This window comes from Paraburkholderia franconis, from assembly GCF_009362735.1.
Lineage (GTDB): Bacteria > Pseudomonadota > Gammaproteobacteria > Burkholderiales > Burkholderiaceae > Paraburkholderia > Paraburkholderia franconis.
In genome coordinates this window covers 99,542-120,268 of sequence record NZ_WHNP01000006.1, presented here as the reverse complement: position 1 = coordinate 120,268, position 20,727 = coordinate 99,542, and the positions used below count along the sequence as shown (strand labels likewise).

At 64.4% G+C, this 20,727-nt stretch carries 14 protein-coding genes; 6 read left to right on the top strand and 8 right to left on the bottom strand.

Annotated elements, in window-relative coordinates; genetic code table 11:
* Nucleotides 1–5 precede the first annotated feature (5 nt).
* From iolD to GCT13_RS08725, 5 genes are all read right to left on the bottom strand, one after another.
* Entirely contained in the window at nucleotides 6–1,952 is a 1,947-nt protein-coding gene (gene iolD, locus GCT13_RS08745) for a 3D-(3,5/4)-trihydroxycyclohexane-1,2-dione acylhydrolase (decyclizing) (protein ID WP_152756992.1), read from the bottom strand.
* Nucleotides 1,949–3,979, bottom strand: coding sequence for a bifunctional 5-dehydro-2-deoxygluconokinase/5-dehydro-2-deoxyphosphogluconate aldolase (locus GCT13_RS08740; RefSeq protein WP_152756990.1), 2,031 nt, complete (start codon nucleotides 3,977–3,979; stop codon nucleotides 1,949–1,951). The genes iolD and GCT13_RS08740 overlap by 4 nt, the downstream gene beginning before the upstream one ends.
* A 66-nt stretch (nucleotides 3,980–4,045) precedes the next feature.
* A complete protein-coding gene (locus GCT13_RS08735) occupies nucleotides 4,046–4,849 on the bottom strand; it encodes an ATP-binding cassette domain-containing protein (RefSeq protein WP_152756988.1) in 804 nt (267 codons plus the stop codon).
* A gap of 72 nt (nucleotides 4,850–4,921) precedes the next feature.
* Nucleotides 4,922–6,094 (bottom strand): ABC transporter permease, encoded by a 1,173-nt coding sequence (locus tag GCT13_RS08730; RefSeq protein WP_152756986.1) that lies wholly within the window; start codon nucleotides 6,092–6,094, stop codon nucleotides 4,922–4,924.
* A 331-nt stretch (nucleotides 6,095–6,425) separates the two neighbouring features.
* The gene (locus GCT13_RS08725) at nucleotides 6,426–7,478 is read right to left on the bottom strand and encodes a sugar ABC transporter substrate-binding protein (RefSeq protein WP_152756985.1); all 1,053 of its coding nucleotides are present in this window, start codon (nucleotides 7,476–7,478) and stop codon (nucleotides 6,426–6,428) included.
* A gap of 274 nt (nucleotides 7,479–7,752) precedes the next feature.
* On the opposite strand from GCT13_RS08725, the gene GCT13_RS08720 reads away from it, so the two are divergent.
* The 4 genes from GCT13_RS08720 to GCT13_RS08705 all read left to right on the top strand — a co-directional run bounded on the left by GCT13_RS08720 (nucleotide 7,753) and on the right by GCT13_RS08705 (nucleotide 11,037).
* Complete coding sequence (locus GCT13_RS08720; protein ID WP_152756982.1) at nucleotides 7,753–8,634, top strand: MurR/RpiR family transcriptional regulator; 882 nt, start codon at nucleotides 7,753–7,755, stop codon at nucleotides 8,632–8,634.
* On the top strand, nucleotides 8,627–9,646 hold the full coding sequence (iolG, locus tag GCT13_RS08715; RefSeq protein ID WP_152756978.1) for an inositol 2-dehydrogenase: 1,020 nt from the start codon (nucleotides 8,627–8,629) through the stop codon (nucleotides 9,644–9,646). The genes GCT13_RS08720 and iolG overlap by 8 nt, the downstream gene beginning before the upstream one ends.
* Nucleotides 9,646–10,668: a Gfo/Idh/MocA family oxidoreductase gene (locus GCT13_RS08710; RefSeq protein ID WP_152756969.1), complete on the top strand. Its 1,023-nt coding sequence runs from the start codon at nucleotides 9,646–9,648 to the stop codon at nucleotides 10,666–10,668. Before iolG ends, GCT13_RS08710 begins: the two co-directional genes overlap by 1 nt.
* Nucleotides 10,669–10,806: 138 nt before the next feature.
* Nucleotides 10,807–11,037, top strand: coding sequence for a sulfurtransferase TusA family protein (locus GCT13_RS08705; protein ID WP_087733718.1), 231 nt, complete (start codon nucleotides 10,807–10,809; stop codon nucleotides 11,035–11,037).
* A gap of 142 nt (nucleotides 11,038–11,179) precedes the next feature.
* On the opposite strand, the gene galU is transcribed toward GCT13_RS08705, so the two are convergent.
* Together galU and GCT13_RS08695 are read right to left on the bottom strand one after the other, a co-directional pair.
* Nucleotides 11,180–12,061: a UTP--glucose-1-phosphate uridylyltransferase GalU gene (galU, locus tag GCT13_RS08700; RefSeq protein WP_152756961.1), complete on the bottom strand. Its 882-nt coding sequence runs from the start codon at nucleotides 12,059–12,061 to the stop codon at nucleotides 11,180–11,182.
* 71 nt (nucleotides 12,062–12,132) lie between these two features.
* Nucleotides 12,133–15,006 (bottom strand): valine--tRNA ligase, encoded by a 2,874-nt coding sequence (locus GCT13_RS08695; RefSeq protein ID WP_152756958.1) that lies wholly within the window; start codon nucleotides 15,004–15,006, stop codon nucleotides 12,133–12,135.
* Nucleotides 15,007–15,378: 372 nt separating this feature from the next.
* Between GCT13_RS08695 and GCT13_RS08690 the strand changes: the two genes are divergently transcribed.
* Together GCT13_RS08690 and GCT13_RS08685 are read left to right on the top strand one after the other, a co-directional pair.
* Nucleotides 15,379–17,745: a UvrD-helicase domain-containing protein gene (locus GCT13_RS08690; RefSeq protein ID WP_152756956.1), complete on the top strand. Its 2,367-nt coding sequence runs from the start codon at nucleotides 15,379–15,381 to the stop codon at nucleotides 17,743–17,745.
* The gene (locus GCT13_RS08685) at nucleotides 17,742–18,533 is read left to right on the top strand and encodes a 5'-methylthioadenosine/adenosylhomocysteine nucleosidase (protein ID WP_152756954.1); all 792 of its coding nucleotides are present in this window, start codon (nucleotides 17,742–17,744) and stop codon (nucleotides 18,531–18,533) included. Before GCT13_RS08690 ends, GCT13_RS08685 begins: the two co-directional genes overlap by 4 nt.
* 37 nt (nucleotides 18,534–18,570) lie before the next feature.
* Here GCT13_RS08685 and GCT13_RS08680 read toward each other — a convergent pair whose 3' ends face one another.
* The gene (locus GCT13_RS08680; protein ID WP_152756952.1) at nucleotides 18,571–20,487 is read right to left on the bottom strand and encodes a propionate--CoA ligase; all 1,917 of its coding nucleotides are present in this window, start codon (nucleotides 20,485–20,487) and stop codon (nucleotides 18,571–18,573) included.
* Nucleotides 20,488–20,727: the final 240 nt, after the last annotated feature.

Here is a 20,727-nt window from a genome sequence, read left to right as displayed (position 1 = left end):
CTTCCTCACTGGTTGTCCCGGCCGCGTGCGTTCATGTGCGCCTCGTAGTCGGCGCGCGCGTCGCGCACGCCTTCACGCGGCGACACTTCCGGCACGGCGACTTCCCACCACCAGCCGCCTTCGTCGGTGGTGCGCGCGGCGTCGGTATCGATACAGATCAGGTAGGTGCGGTCCGCGGCCCGCGCGCGCTGCATCGCGGCCTCGAGTTCCTGCACGTTGGCGACATGCTCAGCCTGCGCGCCCATCGCGCGCGCATGCGCGGCGAAATCGATGTTTGGCGCACCGGGCGCGCCTTGCACGCAGTCGTCGAACATGTTGTTGAACGGCGCGCCGCCACACGCCTGTTGCAGCCGGTTGATGCAGCCATAGCCGCGATTGTCGAGCACGACGACGATCAGCTTCGCGCCGAGCATCACCGAGGTCGCGATCTCGCTGTTCATCATCAGATAGCTGCCGTCGCCGACCATCACGATCACTTCGCGCTCGGGCCGCGCGAGCTTCGCGCCGAGACCGCCTGCGATCTCATAGCCCATGCACGAGTAGCCATACTCGACGTGATACGCGCCCGGCCGGCCCGCGCGCCACAGCTTGTGCAACTCGGCGGGCAGCGTGCCCGCCGCGCAGACGACGATGTCGTCCGTCGTCGAGCGCGCGCTCGAACGCTGGACGGCGCCGATCACGTCGGCATCGTAGGGAAGCACGCCTGGATTCTCCACGCGTTGCGGCGTGTGCGTGAGCTTGTGCACGATGTCTCGCCATTCGTTCGCGCGCTGCTGGGCGCGCGCGGTCCACGATGCATCCGCTTGCCAGCCTTCGAGTTGCGACGTGAGCGCTTCGAGCGCGAGGCGCGCATCGGCTTGCACGATGCAGCCGCGATGCTTGAGGCCATCGAACGCGTTTGCGTTGATGCCGATCACCTGCGCCTGCGTGAAGAGCGTGTTCGAGCCCGTCGTGAAGTCCTGCAAGCGCGTGCCGATGGCGAGCACGCAATCGGCTTCGTGCGCAAGCTCGTTCGCGCCCGGCGAACCCGTCACGCCGAGCGCGCCGAGATTGAGCGGATCGTCCCAGGCGAGCGCGCTCTTGCCCGCCTGCGTCTCGGCGACGGGAATGCCGTGCTTGTTCGCAAACGCGCGCAATGCCTCCGTTGCGCGGCCGTACAGTACGCCGCCGCCCGCGACGATCATCGGACGCTTCGCGTTGCGTAGCACCAGCAGCGCATCGTCGATTTCACTCGCGACGGGCGAGGGCGCATGCAACTTGACGACGCGCGGTTCGAAAAATACGGCGGGGTAGTCGTAGGCGGTTGCCTGCACGTCTTGCGGCATCGCGAGCGTCACGGGACCGCACAGTGCGGCATCCGTCAGCACGCGAATCGCGCGCGGCAACGCGTTGATCAGTTGCGCCGGATGCACGATGCGATCGAAGTAGCGCGACACGGGCTTGAACGCATCGTTGGCCGAGATGCCGCCGTCGTGGAAGTCTTCGACCTGCTGCAAGACCGGGTCGGGCGCGCGCGACACGAAGATGTCGCCGGGCAGCAGCAGCACGGGCAAGCGGTTCACATGCGCGAGCGCGGCCGCCGTGACGAGGTTCGTCGCGCCCGGACCGATCGACGTCGTGACGGCCATCATCCGTCGGCGGAAATGCGCCTTCGCAAACGCAATCGCGCTGTGCGCCATCGCCTGCTCGTTGTGCGCGCGATACGTCGGCAGTTCGTGACGATGCTGATAGAGCGCTTCGCCGAGGCCCGCGACGTTTCCGTGCCCGAAGATCGCGAACACGCCGCCGAAGAGCGGCTCGGTACTCTCGCCGTCTTCCGTCTCGACGAGTTGCGCAGCGAGATAGCGCACGACGGCCTGCGCTGCCGTCAGACGAATCGTGCCATCCGCCGACACTTGCGCGGCCGCGTCGGACGAGGCCGCCACATCGTGATGCAACACGCGCTGATTCATGCCACCTGCTCCTGATGAACGTTACGCGGCGATGCCGCATTCGACGTGCCGCCCGCGCCAGCCGTTGCACGCGAGTCGCGCCACGACTGGATCAGCGTTTCGAACGTGCGGCGCACGCGCGCGATCACTTCGTCGTCGCCGATCCCGCCTGCGAGCCACGCCTGGCTCGGCTCGTGGAAGATCGTGCGGCCGACCGTGAAGCCTTTGCACGTCGTCGATTGTGCAGCCGAGCGAAAGCCTTCGATCATCTGCTCGACAGGCGCCGACAGGCCGAGCAGCACGACGCCGCGGCAGTACGGATCGCGCTCGTGGATGAGGGCATCGACGGCTTGCCACTGCGATGCTTCCATCGGTTCGAGCTTCCACCACTCTGGATAGATGCCGATGTTGTAGAGGCGCTTCAACGCGCGAAACACGATGTCCGGTCCGACGGGCAGATGCTTCGGCGGAATCACTTCGAGCAGTAGGTCGTGGCCGGATTCCTGCACGGCGTCATAGAGCGAACGCAGTTGCGCTTCCTGTTCGATGCGCTGTTCGATCGGCTCGTCGGGATGGAATTGAACGAGGCACTTCACCACGTGCTCGCGCGGCCAGTTGGTGAGCGTCGTGCCGACGGAGCGCCCATGATCGAACACGAGCGGCACCGAGCCCGGCAGCTCGACAGGGCGGCCGATCCACCAGCCGCGTCCCGTCGCTTCGTTCAGTGCATCCTGGCCGTAGCGATCATCGATCAGCACGCCGATGCGACCCTGCAAGCCGAGCGCTTCTTCCGTCTGCTTGACGGCCTCGACGAACAGGCTCTTCAGCTTCGAAATGCGCGCGGTGTCCGCGCCTGTTTGCTGCGCGAGTTCGAAGAACTGGTTGCGATGATCGAACGCGAAGCCGAGCACTTCATCCCAGGCCTTGCGCGCGGGCGTCACGCGATGCAGACGCGCGAGCGTTGCGTCGCGATCGGGGCGGCGCATCCGTGCGGGGTTCGCTTTCGCTTCGCGCAAGAAGTAGTCGAGTTCGGCGGGCGTCGGCATCGCGGGCGCACAGCCGTGACGCGACACGACGAGCGCGCCGCTCGCATTCGCGGCGCGCGCGCACGCTTCGAGCGGCTCGTCGCGCAGCCAGCCCGACAGGAAGCCCGACGCGAACGCATCGCCCGCGCCGAGCACGTTCAGCACGTCGACTTCGACGCCGCCGTGAATCGGTGCATCGTCGATCGAAGCGGGCACGTCGCCGTCGATGATCTGGCAGCCGAGCGGCCCGCGCTTCACGACGAGCGTCGCGGGCGTCACGTTGCGCACCTGCGCGAGCGATTCGATCAGCGAGTCCTTGCCGCCCGCGATGCGAAACTCTTCTTCCGTGCCGATCACGAGATCGAAGAGGGGCAGGATGCCTTGAATGTGCGCGCTCACGCTGTCGTTCGCGATGAAGCGTGTCTCGCCGTCGGCCTTGCCCGTCAGGCCCCACAGCACAGGCCGGTAGTCGATGTCGAGCACGGTGCGCACGTCGTTGCGGCGCGCGTACTCCAGCGCGCGGCGGCTCGTGCGGTTCACCTGTTCCGTCGAGAAGTGCGTGCCCGTAATGAGCAGCGCTTTCGACGATGCGATGTACGTCTCGTCGAAATCGGCTTCGTCGACGGCCATGTCCGCGCAGTTCTCGCGATAGAAGATCAGCGGAAACGTGTCGCGGTCTTTCAGGCCGAGCAGCACGAGCGCGGTGAGCCGCTCGTGATCGACGCGCACGTGGCTGACGTCGCAGCCTTCCTTCGTGAGTGTTTCGGTGAGAAAGCGGCCCATGTGGTCGTTGCCGACGCGCGCGAGCATCGATGCGTTGAGGCCGAGCCGCGCGCAGCCGAACGCGATGTTCGCCGACGAGCCGCCCAGATATTTCGCGAAGCTCGCGACGTCTTCGAGCCGCGCGCCGACCTGTTGCGCGTACAGATCGACGGCGAGCCGGCCGAGGCAGACGATGTCGCGGCTGCGGCCCGCCGCGAAGCGGCTCGTGCTGTTAGCGTTGGGTGTGCCGGTGAGAGCCATAGGTATGTCCTGAGTGTGGTGCGCGCAGCGAGAAGGGCGTAGGGATGCAGCGGCAAGCCGCGTGAATCAGATCGTTGCGCCTTCCAGTTCGCTGATCATCTTCTGCATTTCGGCGCCGCCCGCCATCATGTCGAGCACTTCGTCCTTCGTGATGGTTTCCTTCGTGAAGGTGCCCATCGACTTGCCGCGATTGAGCAGCGTGAACGAATCGCCGATCGGATACGCGTGGTGCACGTTGTGCGTAATGAAGATCACGGAGATGCCTTTCGCGCGCGCCTTGTGGATCAGCTTCAGCACGTTGAAGCTCTGCTTCACGCCGAGCGCCGCAGTCGGTTCGTCGAGAATCAGCACGCGCGCGCCGAAGTGAATCGCGCGCGCAATCGCGAGACATTGCCGCTCGCCGCCCGACATCGTGCCGATCGGCTGATGCGGATCGCGCACCATGATGCCCATTTCTGCGAGCTTGTCGCGTGCGATGCGCGCGCTCGTGTCGAGGTCCATCACGTTGACGAGGCCGAAGAGCTTCTTCTGCGGCTCGCGTCCCATGAAGAAGTTGCGCGCGACCGAGAGCAACGGCACGAGCGCGAGATCCTGATACACGGTCGCGATGCCGAGGTCGAGCGCGTCGCTCGGCGATTCGAACACGACCTTCTTGCCGTCCACCAGGTAGTCGCCGGAAGAGGGCTGGTGCACGCCCGCGAGCGTCTTGATGAGCGTCGACTTGCCCGCGCCGTTGTCGCCGAGCAGGCAGTGCACTTCGCCGCGCTTCAACCGTAGCGTGACGCCCGAGAGCGCGATCACCTTGCCGAAATACTTGCTGACGTTTTCGAGCGAGAGAATGATGTCGTCTTGCTTGAGAGTGTCGGACATGGCCGTTTCCTCGTGTCTGGTGCGATGGCGTGGTTACGATTGCAGAGTCAGGGTTGCAAGGTCACGGCCGGGTCACGATTGAGATACGCGGCGGCGCACATAGTGGTTGAACAGCACCGCGATCAGCAGCATCACGCCGAGGAACACGCGGAACCAGTCGGAACTGACATTGGTATAGGTAATGCCGATCTGCACGACGCCAAAGATCAGCGCGCCGAAGCAGGCGCCCACCACCGAGCCATAACCGCCCGTCAGCAGCGTGCCGCCGATCACTGCGGCGATGATCGCTTCGAATTCCTTTTGCAGACCACGGTCGGCGGCGGCCGAGCCGATGTCGCACACTTGCAGCACGGCGAAAAGACACGAGCAGAAGGCCGTCAGCACGAAGAGCGAAATCTTCACGCGGCGCACGGGGACACCGACGTTCTTCGCGGCGTTCGCATCGCCGCCGACCGCGAGCATCCAGTTGCCGTAGCGCGTCTTCGCGAGCACGAATGCGCAGATGGCCGCGAGCGCGAACCACCACAGCAGCACTTTCGGAATGCCGGGCACGAGCGGCTGGCCGTTGTCGAGCAGCGAGCCGATGCCCATGTGCGCGAGGTTCGTGAAGAGGCCATGCAGCGCGACGCCATGGAACAGGAAGTTCGTCACAGGGTCGGCCTGCGCGAGATCGCCGACGCCCGAGATGATCGTGCGGTCCGCGACCATGATCGACAGCGCGAGCGTGAGGCCGCGCAGAATGAACAGGAACGCGAGCGTCACGATGAACGACGGCAGACGCGTGCGCATCACGAGGTAGCCGTTCAACGCACCGAGCGCCATCGATCCGGCGAACGCGAAGATAATCGAGGCCCAGATCGGCCAGTGAAAATAGACGGCGGGTATCGCGACCATCATGCCGGCAAAACCGATCATCGAACCGATGGACAGATCGAACTCGCCCGCGATCATCAGCAGACAGGCGCCGACAGCGAGAATGCCCAGATACGCGGACACCTGCGACCAGTTCATCACGCCATCGAGGTTGAACATCCCCGAGCCGCTCGCGCCGATCGCGAACACGAGGAACACGAGCACGGTGCCGGAAATCGCGGCGAATTCCGGCCGGTTCAGCAGATGTCCGAAGAACGATTCCTTTCTGATTCGCTCGTCCCCTGCCGGTGCCGGGACCGACTGCGACGATTGCGCGTCGTTGCCCGCCGCGTCGTGACGATGCGAAGGAAAGTGTTTGCCGGCTACGCCCATGATGTCTCCTTTGTGGACCCGAGTCGGCGCGTCAGCGCCTTTCTCGGGGCCATGCAAGCAATTGCGGTCGACGGGAGTGGGTGCGCGAGCGCCTGCTCCCGTCACATGCAGAATAGTTGCTGATGCCCGGCCTCGCTGCGCGGTTCACTCGTGAGAGTGGCGAGAGTGCGCAGAAGGCCGGTCAATCTCGCGGCCGGGGCGCCCGACGATGGCGGCTGCAAATCGCACGCGAAATGCGAAGCGCGAAATTGCGAAAGTGCAAGAGGCCGCCGGGGTCGCGCATTGGCTGGCGCGCCCGGTACCGCGTATGACCAGATAAAAGGTCAGTCGCTTAGCGGTACTGGCCCGCGTACTTGACGACCGTGTCGATATTCGCCTTCGTGATGAAACCCGGACCGGAGCGAATGTTCTTCGGCCCATACGACGGCTCGAGGCCGTACGTTTGCATGCGCGCCTTGAACTTCGGATTGGCCTCCAGAATCTGCTTGATCTTCGCCGGGTCGGTCGTGTGCTCCTTCTTCACGATCGCGAGCACGGCGACGGGGATATAACCCTGCAGATACGGTTGCTGGTCGATCGCAAACGCAATCGTGCCGTTCTGGATGCCCTTCGCGATGTCATCCGAGAAGTCGAACGTGCAGAAGTAGATCTTGCCCGCGAGGCCCATCTGCTGCACGGCCTTCAGCGACGCCGACGCAGGCGTCGGGCCGAGCGTCAGGATTGCGCCCGTGTTCGGATGGTTGCGCAGATACGCGCTCACCTTCGACTGGATTTCGGTCGGGTCCTGGCCGGAATCGATCGTCGAGCTCTTGTAGTTCACGCCGAGCGCATCGGCGAAGCCACGGCAACGCTCGAACGAAACGGCGTTGGTCGCGAAGTGGTTCACGCACAGGAACGACTTCACGCCCGCTGCCTTCGCCTTTTCGCCCGCCGCCTTGCCCGCCACGTATTCGGGCTGCCCGATGTGCATGATCGCGCCGAGCTTCTCGCTTTGCTCTTCCGTGCCGGAGTTGATCGTGACGAGCGGAATCTTCTTCGCCGTGACCTTGCCGATCGAGCTCTTCAGCACGTCGAAGTCGGCGATGGTGACGATCACGCCGTCATAGTTGCGCGCCGCCGATTGCTCGATCAGACGCGACATGTCGGCGATGTCGCCGTTGGGCGGATTGCGGTAGTCGGTTTCGACGTTGAAATCCTCGTCGGCCTGCTTGATCGCATTCTTGATCGTGTTCCACCACGAATCGGAATCCGGCGCGTGGCTGATCAGCACGAAGTGAGCGTCGGCCGCCTGTGCCGCCGGCGCCGTCATCGCGCCGATGCCCGCCGCCAGCGTAATGGCGGCTGCCAGAACCTTGAACGAAGCCTTGCCCTTGCAAAGTCTCATTGTCTCCACCTTTCTCGGTCTGTTCGTTTTTGAGGGGAGCGTCTGGCGCTTTGCGAGGTGATGCCGGCTCGCCGTTGCGTCATCGCTCAGGACCAAGATTAGGCCAACTTTTCGAGAGTTGCAATGAAAATTTCATGTCAAAGAAAAATGGAAAATCCATTCCATTTGCTTTCGCTTATGCCTATACTCGGCATCGTCGGGACAGCGCGTCGAGATTGCCGCGAACGCTTGCGGCACGCGGTTTTGCGCTGCAAAAAGCACAGAGGTCAGGACCATGGCGGAAGACAGCACAGAAGAATTGCCGAGCGTCGATGAATTGATGCAACGCATCGCGGAGAACTACGAGTCGCTGCCGCGTCAGTTGAAGAGCGTCGCGACGTATATCGAGCAGCACCGGTCGAGCGTGATGGTCGATCGCACCAGTGACATCGCGATGAGTTGCGGCGTGCATCCGTCCGCCGTCGTGCGCTTTGCGCAGCGTTTCGGGTTTTCGGGTTTCTCCGATTTGCAGGCGGTGTTCCGCCAGGCGTACACGACGCAGGGCGCGTCGTCGCAGAGCTATCAACAGCGCATTCGCAAGCTGATAGACGAGAAGCCGGGGCGGCTGTCGGGCGGCAGCGTCGCGCGCGAATTCATCGCTGCGTGCCGTGACGGTCTCGACGAGCTGGACCGCTCGCTCGACGACGCGCAGTTCGACGCCGCCGTGAAGATGCTGCAGCAGGCCGAGAACATCTACGTGGTCGGCGTGCGGCGCTCGTTTCCCGTCGCGAGCTACATCGTCTATGCGTTGCAGCACACGCCGAAGCGCGTGCATCTCGTGTCGGGTTTCGGCGGGATGTATCGCGAGCAGATTCGCAGCGTGAAGAAGGGCGACGTCGTGATCGCGATCAGCTTCGCGCCCTATGGCAAGGAGACGCAGTACTGCCTGCGCGTCGCGCATCATCATCAGGCGAAGACACTCGTCATTTCGGATAGCCAGCTGTCGCCGCTCGCGCGCTATGCGACGACGCAGCTGTATGTGAAAGAGGGCAGCGCGTTCGCGTTCCGCTCGCTGACCAGCACGATCTGCCTGTGCCAGGCGCTGTTCATCGCGCTCGCGTACAAGCTGGAACTGAACGTAGAAGAGTCGACAGACACTGGAGGATACGATGACTGATGTGGCAGGCAAGACGATCGACGTGGCTGTGTTCGGCGCGGGACGCATCGGCAAGATTCATGCGTCGAATCTCGCGCGGCAGCCGGGCGTGCGGCTCAAATATGTGGTCGATGTGAATCGCGACGCGGCGGCCGCGCTCGCCGCGCAATTTGGCGCGCAGGTCGCGGATGTCGACGGCGCGATGGGCGATGCGTCAGTGGGCGCGACCGTCATCTGTTCGAGCACCGATACGCACGCCGGGCTGATCCTGCAATCGGCCGCGCAGAAGAAGCACGTGTTCTGCGAAAAGCCCGTCGATCTGACGCTGGAACGCGCACGCGCCTGTGCCGATGCCGTCGCGAAAGCGGGCGTCGTGTGCATGATCGGCTTTCAGCGGCGCTTCGATCCGACGTTCGCCGCGCTGAAGGCGCGTCTCGATGCGGGCGAGATCGGCACGCCGGAAATGCTCGTCGTGACGAGCCGCGATCCCGGCGCGCCGCCCGTCGAGTACATCAAGCACTCGGGCGGCATCTTCAAGGACATGCTGATTCACGACTTCGACATCTTCCGCTGGATTCTCGACGACGAAGCCGACACGCTGCACGCGACGGGCAGCTGTCTGTCCGATCCCGCGATCGCCGATGCGGGCGATATCGACTCGACAGCCGTGACGATCCGCACGAAGCACGGACGTCTGTGCCAGATCAATACGGCGCGGCGCGCCGCGTATGGCTACGACCAGCGCTTCGAAGTGCTTGGCAGCGACGGCATGCTGCAGGCGGGCAACGTGCGTCCGACGCAAGTGACCGCGTACTCGAAGACGGCCGTCTCCAGCGACGTGCCCGAGCACTTTTTCCTCGAACGCTATCGCGCCGCGTACGCGCTCGAAATCGCGCATTTCTTCGAAGCCATCACGCAAGGCAAGCCGGTGCGCACGACGGTCGCCGATGGCATGAAGGCGCTCGAACTCGCGGAAGCCGCGACGCTTTCGTGGCGCGAAGGGCGCGCCGTCAAGCTCAACGAGGCGCTGTGATGAGCGCGGGGCCATTGCGTGTTGGCGTGGTGGGGCTGGGGCGGCTCGGCAAGCGGCACGCGGAGAATCTTGCGTATCGCGTGTCGGGCGCGGCGCTCGTGGCCGCGTGCAGTCCCGTCGAAGCGGAGCGGACGTGGGCGCGCGACGCGCTGCCCGCGCCGCGCGTCTACGACGACTATCACGCGTTGCTCGGCGATCGCGACGTCGATGCCGTGTGGCTCGTCACGCCGTCCGCGCTGCACGCGCAGCAGATCATCGATGCGTTGCGCGCGGGCAAGCACGTGTTCTGCGAAAAGCCGCTGTCGCTCGATCTCGCCGAATGCGAGCGCGTGATCGAAGAGGCGCGGCGTTATCCGCAGTTGCAGGCGACGATCGGCTTCATGCGCCGCTTCGATCCGAGCTATCGCAACGCGTTCGAGAAGATCGAGGCGGGCGCGATCGGGCGGCCGTTCATGGTGCGCTCGCAGACTTGCGATCAGAACGATCCCGAAGGCTTTTTCGTGCGCTTTGCGCCGACCTCGGGCGGCATCTTTCTCGACTGCACGGTGCACGACATCGACGTCGCGCGCTGGCTGCTCGGCATGCCGAAAGCGAAGCGCGTCTATGCGAGCGGCGTGGTCGCGCTGCACGAGGGCCTGCGCGAATTCGGCGACGTCGATAACGGCGTCGCGATCTGCGAGTTCGAGGGCGGACGCATCGCGATGTTCTACGCGTCGCGCACGCTCGCGCACGGCAACGACACGGGCAGCGAAGTGATCGGCACGGCGGGCGCGCTGTATGTCGGGCGTAATCCGCGCGCGAACCGCGTCGAGATCGCCGACGCGAGCGGCATCCGCAACGAGTGCACGCCGACGTTCTTCGATCGCTTCGAAGAGGCGTTCCTGTGCGAAGCGCGGGCGTTCGTCGCCGCAGTGAGGGAAGGGCGGCAGAGCGGCGCGACGCTCGCGGACGCGATGGAGGCGACACGCATCGGCTTTGCGCTGCGCGAATCGCTCGCAAGCGGACGGGCTGTCGATCTGTAAGCGAAGCACGTCCAGACTGTCGCGGCCTGGGCGCGCTCGAAGCGCATGCGTTAGAATTTGACCCTCTGCATGGCGCCGCTTTCGCGAACATTCGAGCGGAACACGGGCGCCGCCTCACGAAGGTCATCGTCGATGGAAATTCAGATTCACAAGGAAGTCGATGCGCGCGGCTTGAAGTGCCCGCTGCCCATTCTGCGCGCGAAAAAAGCACTGGCCGATATGGAAAGCGGCCAGATACTCAAGGTGCTCGCCACCGATCCCGGCTCGCAGCGCGATTTCGCCGCGTTCTCGAAGCAGACGGGCAACGAGATCGTCGAGTCGTCGACGCTGCCCGATAAAGTGTTCGTTTTCCTGATGCGGCGGCGCTGAGGTTTCTTCGCGGCTGTATTTAGCCATCTCGCGTCACAAGCTCATGAAAAAAGGCGCTGCGTCCCCGATGGGGCGCAGCGCCTTTTTCTTCATGCTTGCATGACGGCCCGCAGTGCTACTTGCACGCTGGCCGAACGTTCGATCAGCCCTCCAGCACGGGCGAACGCGTACGCAGATACTCTTCGAAGTCCGCGGCCACTTCCGGGTGGCGCAGCGCGAATTCGACGGTCGCCTTCAGATAGCCGAGCTTGCTGCCGCAGTCGAAGCGCGTGCCGTGATACTTGTACGCGAGCACCTGCTCATCGGCGAGCAGCGACTGGATCGCGTCCGTCAGTTGCAGTTCGCCGCCCGCGCCCGGCTTCAGCGCGCGGATGTGATCGAAGATGCGCGGCTTCAGCACATAGCGGCCGACCACGCCGAGATTCGACGGCGCGACTTCGGGCGCCGGCTTCTCGACGATGCCTGACATCTTGATGATCGCGTCTTCCCACTCCTTGCCGTCGACGATACCGTACGACTTCGTCTCCGACGGCGGAATCTCTTCGACGCCGATCACCGAGCTGTGATAGTGATCGAACACCTCGATCATCTGCTGCATGACGGGCGGCTTGCCGTACAGCAGGTCGTCCGCGAGGATCACGGCGAACGGGTTGTCGCCGACCAGTTTTTCCGCGCACAGCACGGCGTGGCCGAGACCCAGCGCTTCCGGCTGACGCACGTAGAAGCAGTCGACGTGGCTCGGCTTGATGCTGCGAACCAGCTCCAGCAGCTTGTCCTTGCCGCGCGCTTCCAGCTCGGCCTCGATTTCGTACGACTTATCGAAATGGTCTTCGATCGCGCGCTTGCTGCGGCCTGTCACGAAGATCATTTCGGTGATGCCCGCTGCCATCGCCTCTTCGACTGCGTACTGGATCAGCGGCTTGTCGACGATAGGCAGCATCTCCTTCGGGCTCGCCTTCGTGGCAGGAAGAAAGCGCGTACCGAGACCCGCGACCGGAAAAACTGCCTTAGTAACTTTTAGCATGTGTGTACCCTGCGTCCTCTGGTTTGGAATGCGTGGATGCGCCGCCTGGCGCGGCACGCATGGGGCGTAAATCAGGCCGGCAAGCGCGACAGTTGTGCCGTCAGCTTGCCAATCGTGGTCTGGTATTCTGCCAGCCTTCTTTGCTCCTGCTCAACGACCGCCGGCGGTGCTTTTGCAACAAAGCTCTCGTTCTGGAGCTTGGCGTTACATTTCGAAACCTCTGCATTCAGTCTGGCGATTTCCTTTGACAGGCGTTCGCGTTCGGCGGCGACATCGATTTCCACCTTCAACACGAGCTTGTCCGTCCCTACGATAGCAATCGGCGCGCCATGTGCCTGTGCATCGAGCGTTGCTTCGTCGGCGATGATCTGCACCTCCGACAAACGCGCCAACGCCTGCGCGTAGGGCGCGAACGACGTGAGCCGCTCGGCGTTGCCCGTCACGAGTAGCGGCACCTTCGTCGCCGGCGACAGGTTCATCTCGCCACGCAGATTTCGGCATGCGTCGATCACAGCCTTCAGATCGGCGGCCCACTGCTCGGCCTTTTCGTCGATCTTGCCCGTCTCCGCGATCGGGTAGGGCTGCGTCATGATCGATGCCTCGCCTTCCGCCTTGCCTTCGGGATACTTGTCCGTGAGCGGCGCCACCTTCTGCCACAGCGCTTCCGTGATGAAAGGAATCACAGGATGCGCGAGCCGCAGCACCGTTTCGAGCACACGCAACAGCGTGCGGCGCGTGGCGCGCTGCTGTTCCGGCGTGCCCGTCTGGATCTGCACCTTCGCGAGTTCGAGATACCAGTCACAGTATTCGTCCCACACGAACTTGTATAGGGCGTTCGCCACATTGTCAAAACGATAATCCGCGAAGCCTTTTTCGATTTCGGCTTCGACGCGTTGAAGCAGCGACACGATCCAGCGGTCGGCCTGCGAGAAGTCCGTGTAGCCGCCCGGGCCGCAATCGCCAGGCTGGCACGCGCCCGGCTTCGAGAAGCCGCAGTCGTGGCCTTCGCAGTTCATCAGCACGAAGCGCGTTGCGTTCCACAGCTTGTTGCAGAAGTTGCGATAGCCTTCGCAGCGCGCGAGGTCGAAGTTCACGTTGCGGCCGAGCGTCGCCATCGACGCCATGGTGAAGCGCAGCGCATCCGTGCCGAACGCCGGAATGCCTTCGGGAAACTCTTTGCGCGTCTTCTTTTCGATCGACGCGGCCTGCTTCGGATTCATCAGCCCCGTGGTGCGCTTCGCGACCAACGCGTCGAGGCCGATGCCGTCGACGATATCGATCGGGTCGAGCGTGTTGCCCTTGCTCTTCGACATCTTCTGACCCTCGGCGTCGCGCACGAGACCGTGCACATAAACGGTGTCGAACGGCACCTTGCCGGTGAAGTGCGTGGTCATCATGACCATGCGCGCGACCCAGAAGAAGATGATGTCGAAGCCGGTGACGAGCACCGACGACGGCAGATACGCTTCCAGCTCCCGCGTCTCGTTCGGCCAGCCGAGCGACGAGAACGGCACGAGCGCCGACGAGAACCACGTGTCGAGCACGTCCTCGTCGCGCTTCAACGCGCCCTTGTAGCCCTTCGCATCGGCTTGCGCGCGTGCGTCCTCTTCCGTCTTCGCGACGAAGATCTCGCCGTTCTCGCCATACCACGCGGGAATCTGATGGCCCCACCACAATTGACGCGAGATGCACCAGTCCTGGATGTTTTCGAGCCACTGGTAGTACGTGGTCGTCCAGTTCTCCGGCACGAATCTGATCTGTCCGTTGCGGACCACGTCGAGTGCCGTTTCGGCGATCGACTTGCCCGGATTGAACGTGCCTTCGGGAGCGGGCTTGCTCATCGCGACGAACCACTGGTCGGTGAGCATCGGCTCGATCACGACGCCCGTGCGGTCGCCGCGCGGCACCATCAGCTTGTGCGGCTTCACCGATTCGAGCAGCCCGAGCGCTTCGAGATCGGCGACGACCTGTTTGCGCGCGTCGAAACGATCCATGCCGCGATATTTTTCGGGCGCGTTGTCGTTGATCTTTGCGTCGAGCGTGAGGATTTCGATCTGCGGCAGCTTGTGGCGCTGGCCGACCTGGTAGTCGTTGAAATCGTGCGCAGGCGTCACCTTCACGACGCCCGTGCCGAACTCGCGATCCACGTAGTCGTCGGCGATGATGGGAATTTCGCGGTCCGTGAGCGGCAGCCTGACCGTCTTGCCAATAAGGTGCGCGTAGCGCTCGTCTTCGGGATGAACCATCGCGGCGACGTCGCCGAGCATCGTTTCGGGACGCGTCGTCGCGACGGTCAGATGGCCTGAGCCGTAGGCGAGCGGGTACTGGATGTGCCACAGATGGCCGTTCTCTTCCTCGCTGACCACTTCGAGATCGGACACGGCCGTGAGCAGCACCGGGTCCCAGTTGACGAGGCGCTTGCCGCGATAGATCAGGCCCTGTTCATACAGACGCACGAACACGTCGCGCACGGCAGCCGACATCTTGTCGTCCATCGTGAAGTATTCGCGCGACCAGTCGATCGACGCGCCGAGGCGCCGCACCTGGTTCGTGATCGTCGAGCCGGACTGCTGCTTCCATTCCCACACGCGCTCCACGAACTTTTCGCGGCCGAGGTCGTGGCGCGAAATGCCTTGCGTGTCCAGTTGCCGTTCGACGACGATCTGCGTCGCGATGCCCGCGTGGTCCGTGCCCGGCACCCACAGCGTGTTTTCGCCGAGCATGCGGTGATAGCGGGTCAGGCCGTCCATGATCGTCTGGTTGAACGCATGGCCCATGTGCAGCGTGCCCGTGACGTTGGGCGGCGGCAGTTGAATCGAGAAGTTCTTGCGGCCCGGTTCGAACGCCGGAGCGGCGTAGCCGCGTTTTTCCCATTCAGGGCCCCATTGGGCCTCGATCGTCTGCGGCTCGAAACTCTTGGCCAGCGTGCTGTCGCTTGTCGTCATCGTCAAAATCTGCCGGAAAATACGTGGAAAGATGCCCGAAACCTTGAATTATAAAGGGTGGCGTGAGGCGGCGGTCCGCGCTGGCCGTTGCTCGCGCTCAAGACGAGGGCAAGACGGGCGCGGGATGGGGCGCAGGACAGCACGTCAGACAACAAGTGAGACAGGAAGTGAGACAGGGCGTGAGACAGGGCGCAAGACAGCACGTCAGACAGCAAGTGAGACAGGGCGCAAGACAGGGCGCGATCAGGAGCGCGATCCCGGCGGAATCGAAGACCGACAGATCCACGCGCGTCAGCGGCGCACCAGGCTCCGAGCGTCGCGGTCTTATAATGACGGACCACCCGCCGCAATCGTAGTTTCTTCTCGTCATCCATGCCCGAACTGCTCGCGAACCTGAACCCCGAACAACACGCCGCCGTCACACTGCCGAACGAACCGGCGCTCATTCTGGCGGGCGCAGGCAGCGGCAAGACGCGCGTGCTGATCACGCGGATCGCGTGGCTGATCCAGCACGGTCTCGCAACGCCTGCGACCCTGCTCGGCGTCACCTTCACGAACAAGGCCGCGCGCGAAATGATGTCGCGCCTGTCGGCGCTGCTGCCGATCGATACGCGCGGCATGTGGATCGGCACGTTCCATGGCCTGTGCAACCGCATGCTGCGCGCGCATCACCGCGACGCGGGCCTGCCGCAGACGTTCCAGATTCTCGACACATCGGATCAGCTTTCCGCGATCAAGCGCCTGATGAAGGGCCTGAATATCGACGACGAGAAATATCCGGCGAAGAACCTGCAGTACTTCATCAACAACGCGAAGGAGCAGGGGCTGCGTCCGAAAGATGCCGACGCTTCCGACAACTTCAACCGCAAGTTCGTCGAACTGTACGAAGCGTACGACCAGCAATGCCAGCGCGAAGGCGTCGTCGATTTTCCGGAGCTGCTGCTGCGCTGCTACGAACTGCTGTCGTACAACCCGCCGCTGCGCGCGCACTATCAGGCGCGCTTCAGGCACATTCTCGTCGACGAGTTCCAGGACACGAACAAGCTGCAATACGCGTGGCTGAAGCTGCTCGCGGGCGAGCACAACGCGATCTTCGCCGTCGGCGACGATGACCAGTCGATCTACGCATTTCGCGGCGCGAACGTCGGCAACATGCGCGACTTCGAGCACGAGTTCAAGGTCCGGCATCTGATCAAGCTCGAGCAGAACTACCGTTCGCACGGCCATATTCTCGATGCGGCGAACCATCTGATCGCGCACAACGCGCGGCGCCTCGGCAAGAACCTGCGCACGGACGCGGGGCATGGCGAGCCCGTGCGTGTCTACGAGGCGACGACGGATTCGCAGGAAGCGGGCTGGATCGTCGAAGAGATTCGCGCGCTGATCAATACGGGCCTGTCGCGCAGCGAGATCGCCGTGCTGTATCGAAGCAACGCGCAGTCGCGCACGATCGAACATACGCTCGTGAACGTAGGCATTCCGTATCGCGTGTACGGCGGCCTGCGATTCTTCGAGCGCCAGGAAGTGAAGCACGCGCTTGCATATCTGCGCCTGATCGACAACCCGAACGACGACACCGCGTTCGCGCGCGTCGTCAATTTCCCGGCGCGCGGCATCGGCGCGCGCTCGATCGAGCAGCTCGCGGACGCGTCGCGCCTGTACAACTGCTCGATGGCGGCGGCGATTCCGTACGTGACGGGCAAGGCGGGTACGAGCCTCGGTGGGTTTGCGAACCTGATCGCGAAGATGCGCGCCGAAACGGCGCAGATGAGCTTGCCCGAAACGGTCGAGCATGTGGTGCGCGCGAGCGGGCTGTCCGAGTTCTATCAGAACGAGCGCGAAGGGCAGGACCGGCTGGAGAACCTGCAGGAACTAGTGAACGCGGCCACAGCCTTCGTCAGCGAAGAAGGCTACGGGCTCGACACGCCCGCGCGCTCGATTCCGCTGCGTCCGGGCGCGACGGCCTCACCGGAACTCGTGGTCGCCACCGACGATCCCGGCGTCGACGTGCTCGACGCCGCGAATCCCGCCGACCCCGCGCAGAACCCCGACACGATGACGCCGCTCGCGGGCTTCCTGTCGCACGCGTCGCTCGAAGCCGGCGACAACCAGGCGCAGGCCGGTCAGGAAGCAGTGCAGCTGATGACGGTGCACGCGGCGAAGGGCCTCGAATTTACCGCGGTGTTCATCACCGGTCTCGAAGAGGGGCTCTTTCCGCACGAGAACAGCGCGATCGAAGCGGACGGGCTCGAAGAAGAGCGCCGCCTGATGTACGTCGCGATCACGCGCGCGAAGGAGCGCCTGTATCTGTCGTTCGCGCAGAGCCGGATGCTGCATGGACAGACGCGCTACAACATCCGCTCGCGCTTCTTCGACGAACTGCCGCAGGAAACGCTCAAGTGGCTCACGCCGAAAGTCGAAGCGGGCGCGCGCTGGGGCGGCCGCTCCGACAATGCGGGCTGGGGACGCGACTGGTTCGCGCGGCCCGATCGTCAGCAGGGTTATGGCGGCGGCGCATCGACGGCATCGAGCGCGCCGCTGCCCGCGTTCGCGAACCAGCAACGCGCGGCGGAAGCGGGCTTCCGCATCGGTCAGCAGGTGTTCCACACCAAGTTCGGCGAAGGCACGATCACGGCGCTCGAAGGCGGCGGCGCCGACGCGAAGGCGCAGGTCAAGTTCAAGCGGCACGGCGAGAAGTGGCTCGCGCTGGCCGTTGCAAAGCTGCAGGCGGTCGAATGAGCGCGCCGCTGTCTTTCGAAGCGACGATCCCGCGTCGTCCGCTCGCCGTGATGGCGGCGCTGCCCCAGGAGCTCGGCGATCTCGTCGCGGCGATGCGCGCTGAAGGCGCCGTCGAAACCATCACGCACGGCAAACGCGACTATCACGTCGGCACGGTGCATGGCGCGCCGTGCGTCGTGACGCTTGCGCGCGTCGGCAAGGTCGCGGCGGCCGCCACCGCGAGCGCGTTGATTCACGCGTTCGAAGTCGAAGCCGTCGTGTTCACGGGCGTCGCGGGCGGCGTCGGGCCGACGGTGCGGATCGGCGATATCGTCGTGGCCGAATCGCTGATGCAGCACGATATGGATGCGTCGCCGCTGTTTCCGCGCTTCGAGGTGCCGCTGCTGGGCATGTCGCGCTTCGACGCCGACGCGCCTTTGACGACCGCGCTGGCGGCCGCGTGCGAGCATTTCATCGACGAAGAGGGCGCCGCGCTGTCGCAGCGTTTCCTGACGGAGGCGCTGCCGACCGTGCATCGCGGCCTGATTATCAGCGGCGACCAGTTCGTTGCGAGCGCGACTTCCGTCGACATGTTGCGCGCAGCGTTGCCCGACGCGCTCGCCGTCGAGATGGAAGGCGCGGCGATCGCGCAGGTCTGCTACGAATACGGCGTTCCGTGCGCGATCGTGCGGACTATTTCCGACACTGCGGACGCGCATGCGCCCGCGTCGTTCGTGTCGTTCCTCACCGAAATCGCGGGCACGTATTCGAGCGGGATTCTCAGGCGGTTTCTCGCGGCGCGCGGTTGAGAAGCACGCCATAAGCACGCCGTTTCTCGCGCAACGCTCAGCCGCCCCGCGCGTTGGTGCCGCCGGGCGTCACGGCATCGCGGATCTGCTGCAACGCCGACGGATCTTCGATCGTCGGCAAGTCGCCCGGGTCGCGGCCTTCGGCGAGCGCCGCAATCGCGCGGCGCAGCAGCTTGCCGGAGCGCGTTTTCGGCAGCATCGATACGAGCACGACATGAGCCGGCCGCGCGATTGCGCCGAGCTGGCGATCGACGGTCGCGCACAACTCGGCTGAGAGCTTTGCGCGCGCATCGTCGGACTCGTACGCGAGCGCATCGCGCACGACGACAAACGCAATCGCCGCCTGTCCCTTCACCTGATCCGTTACGCCGACGACAGCGACTTCCGCGACGGCCTTGTGGCTCGACAACGCCTCTTCGATTTCGCGCGTGCCGAGGCGATGGCCCGCGACGTTGATCACGTCGTCGGTACGGCCGAGGATCGTCACGTAGCCGTCCTCGTCCTGGATGCCCCAGTCGAACGTCGAATACACCTGCTGGTTCGGCACGCTTTCCCAGTACGTTTTTACGAAGCGCGCGTCGTCGCCCCACACCGTTGACATGCAGCCAGGCGGCAGCGGATAGCCGAGCGTGATCACGCCTTTTTCGCCGGGCGGACAGGGCTCGCCCGTGTGCTCGTTGCGCAGCGTCAGGCCGTAACCGTAGCAGGGCACGCCCGGCGAGCCGAGCTTTTGCGGCAGCGCCTCGACGCCGCGCTGGATCGCGAGAATCGGCCAGCCGGTTTCCGTCTGCCAGAAGTTGTCGACGACAGGCTTGCCGAGCGAATCGGCGATCCATGCAGCCGTCGGTTCGTCGAGCGGCTCGCCTGCCAGAAAGAGCGTGCGCAGGCTCGACAGATCGGCCTGTTTCAGGAACGCCGGGTCTTGCTTCTTCAACACGCGGATCGCGGTCGGCGCGGTGAACATCAGGTTGATCTTGTACTGCTCGACGAGCCGCCACCAGATGCCGCCATCGGGGCGGATCGGCGTGCCTTCGTACATGACGGTCGTGAGGCCCGCGATCAGTGGCGCATAGACGATGTAGCTGTGGCCGACCACCCAGCCGACATCGGACGCCGTGAACATCGTGTCGCCCGCCTTGCCTTCGAAGATGTATTCCATCGATGCCGCAAGCGCCACCGCATAGCCGCCGACGTCGCGCTGCACGCCCTTCGGTTTGCCCGTCGTGCCCGACGTGTACAGCACATACGAAGGCTCCGTCGATTCGAGCCATTCGCATTGCACATGTGCGTCGAAGAACTGCTCACGCAGCGGCTCGTACGCGACGAGATAGGGCGCGTTGAGCCGCTCGGGCGTGAGCTGCCGGTCGATCAGCAGCACCTTCGGCGTCTTGTGCGTCGCGCGCGCCAGCGCTTCGTCGACGAGCGGCGTGTAGTCGATCACTTTGCCTGCGCGCGCGCCGGCGTCGGCCGTCACGATCAGCACGGGCTTCGCGTCGTCGATGCGCGCGGCGAGATTCGGCGCGGCGAATCCGCCGAACACGACCGAGTGGATCGCGCCCAGCCGCGCGCACGCGAGCATCGCGAACACGGCTTCGGGAATCATGGGCAGATAGATCAGCACGCGGTCGCTGCGCCCGACGCCGAGCGAGCGCATCACGGCCGCCATCCGGTTCACTTCCGCGTGCAGTTCGGCATACGTGTAGCGCCGCTCGATGCCCGTTTCCGTCGACACGTAGATCAGCGCGTTCTGCTGTGCGCGCTGCGCGAGATGCCGGTCGACCGCGTTGTGACAGAGGTTCGTCCGTCCGCCGACGAACCAGCGCGCAAACGGCGGATTCGAGCGGTCGAGTACGGTATCGAACGGCGTTTCCCAATGGATGCGCTTCGCTTCGTCGCGCCAGAAGTCTTCGGGGGCCTCGATCGAGCGGCGGTGGAATTCGCGGTAGGTGGTCATCGGCGACGATCCTTCGGGCTGCGTGGGTGAGCGGGCGAATGAACGGCAACGGCGGCGTGGCGGCGGGCGAACGGCGACGGGGTGAACCCGTTGGGGCCGTTGTGGCGAACCCCTCGGCCTGTGCATGCGCACGTCAGCACAGCATAGAGCAGGCGCGGGCTCGCGGACAACGGGGGTTCACCATGAGCGCTGCAGTGCACGATTCGTCGAACGTCGCGCCGTGAGCCGCAAAAACAAAGG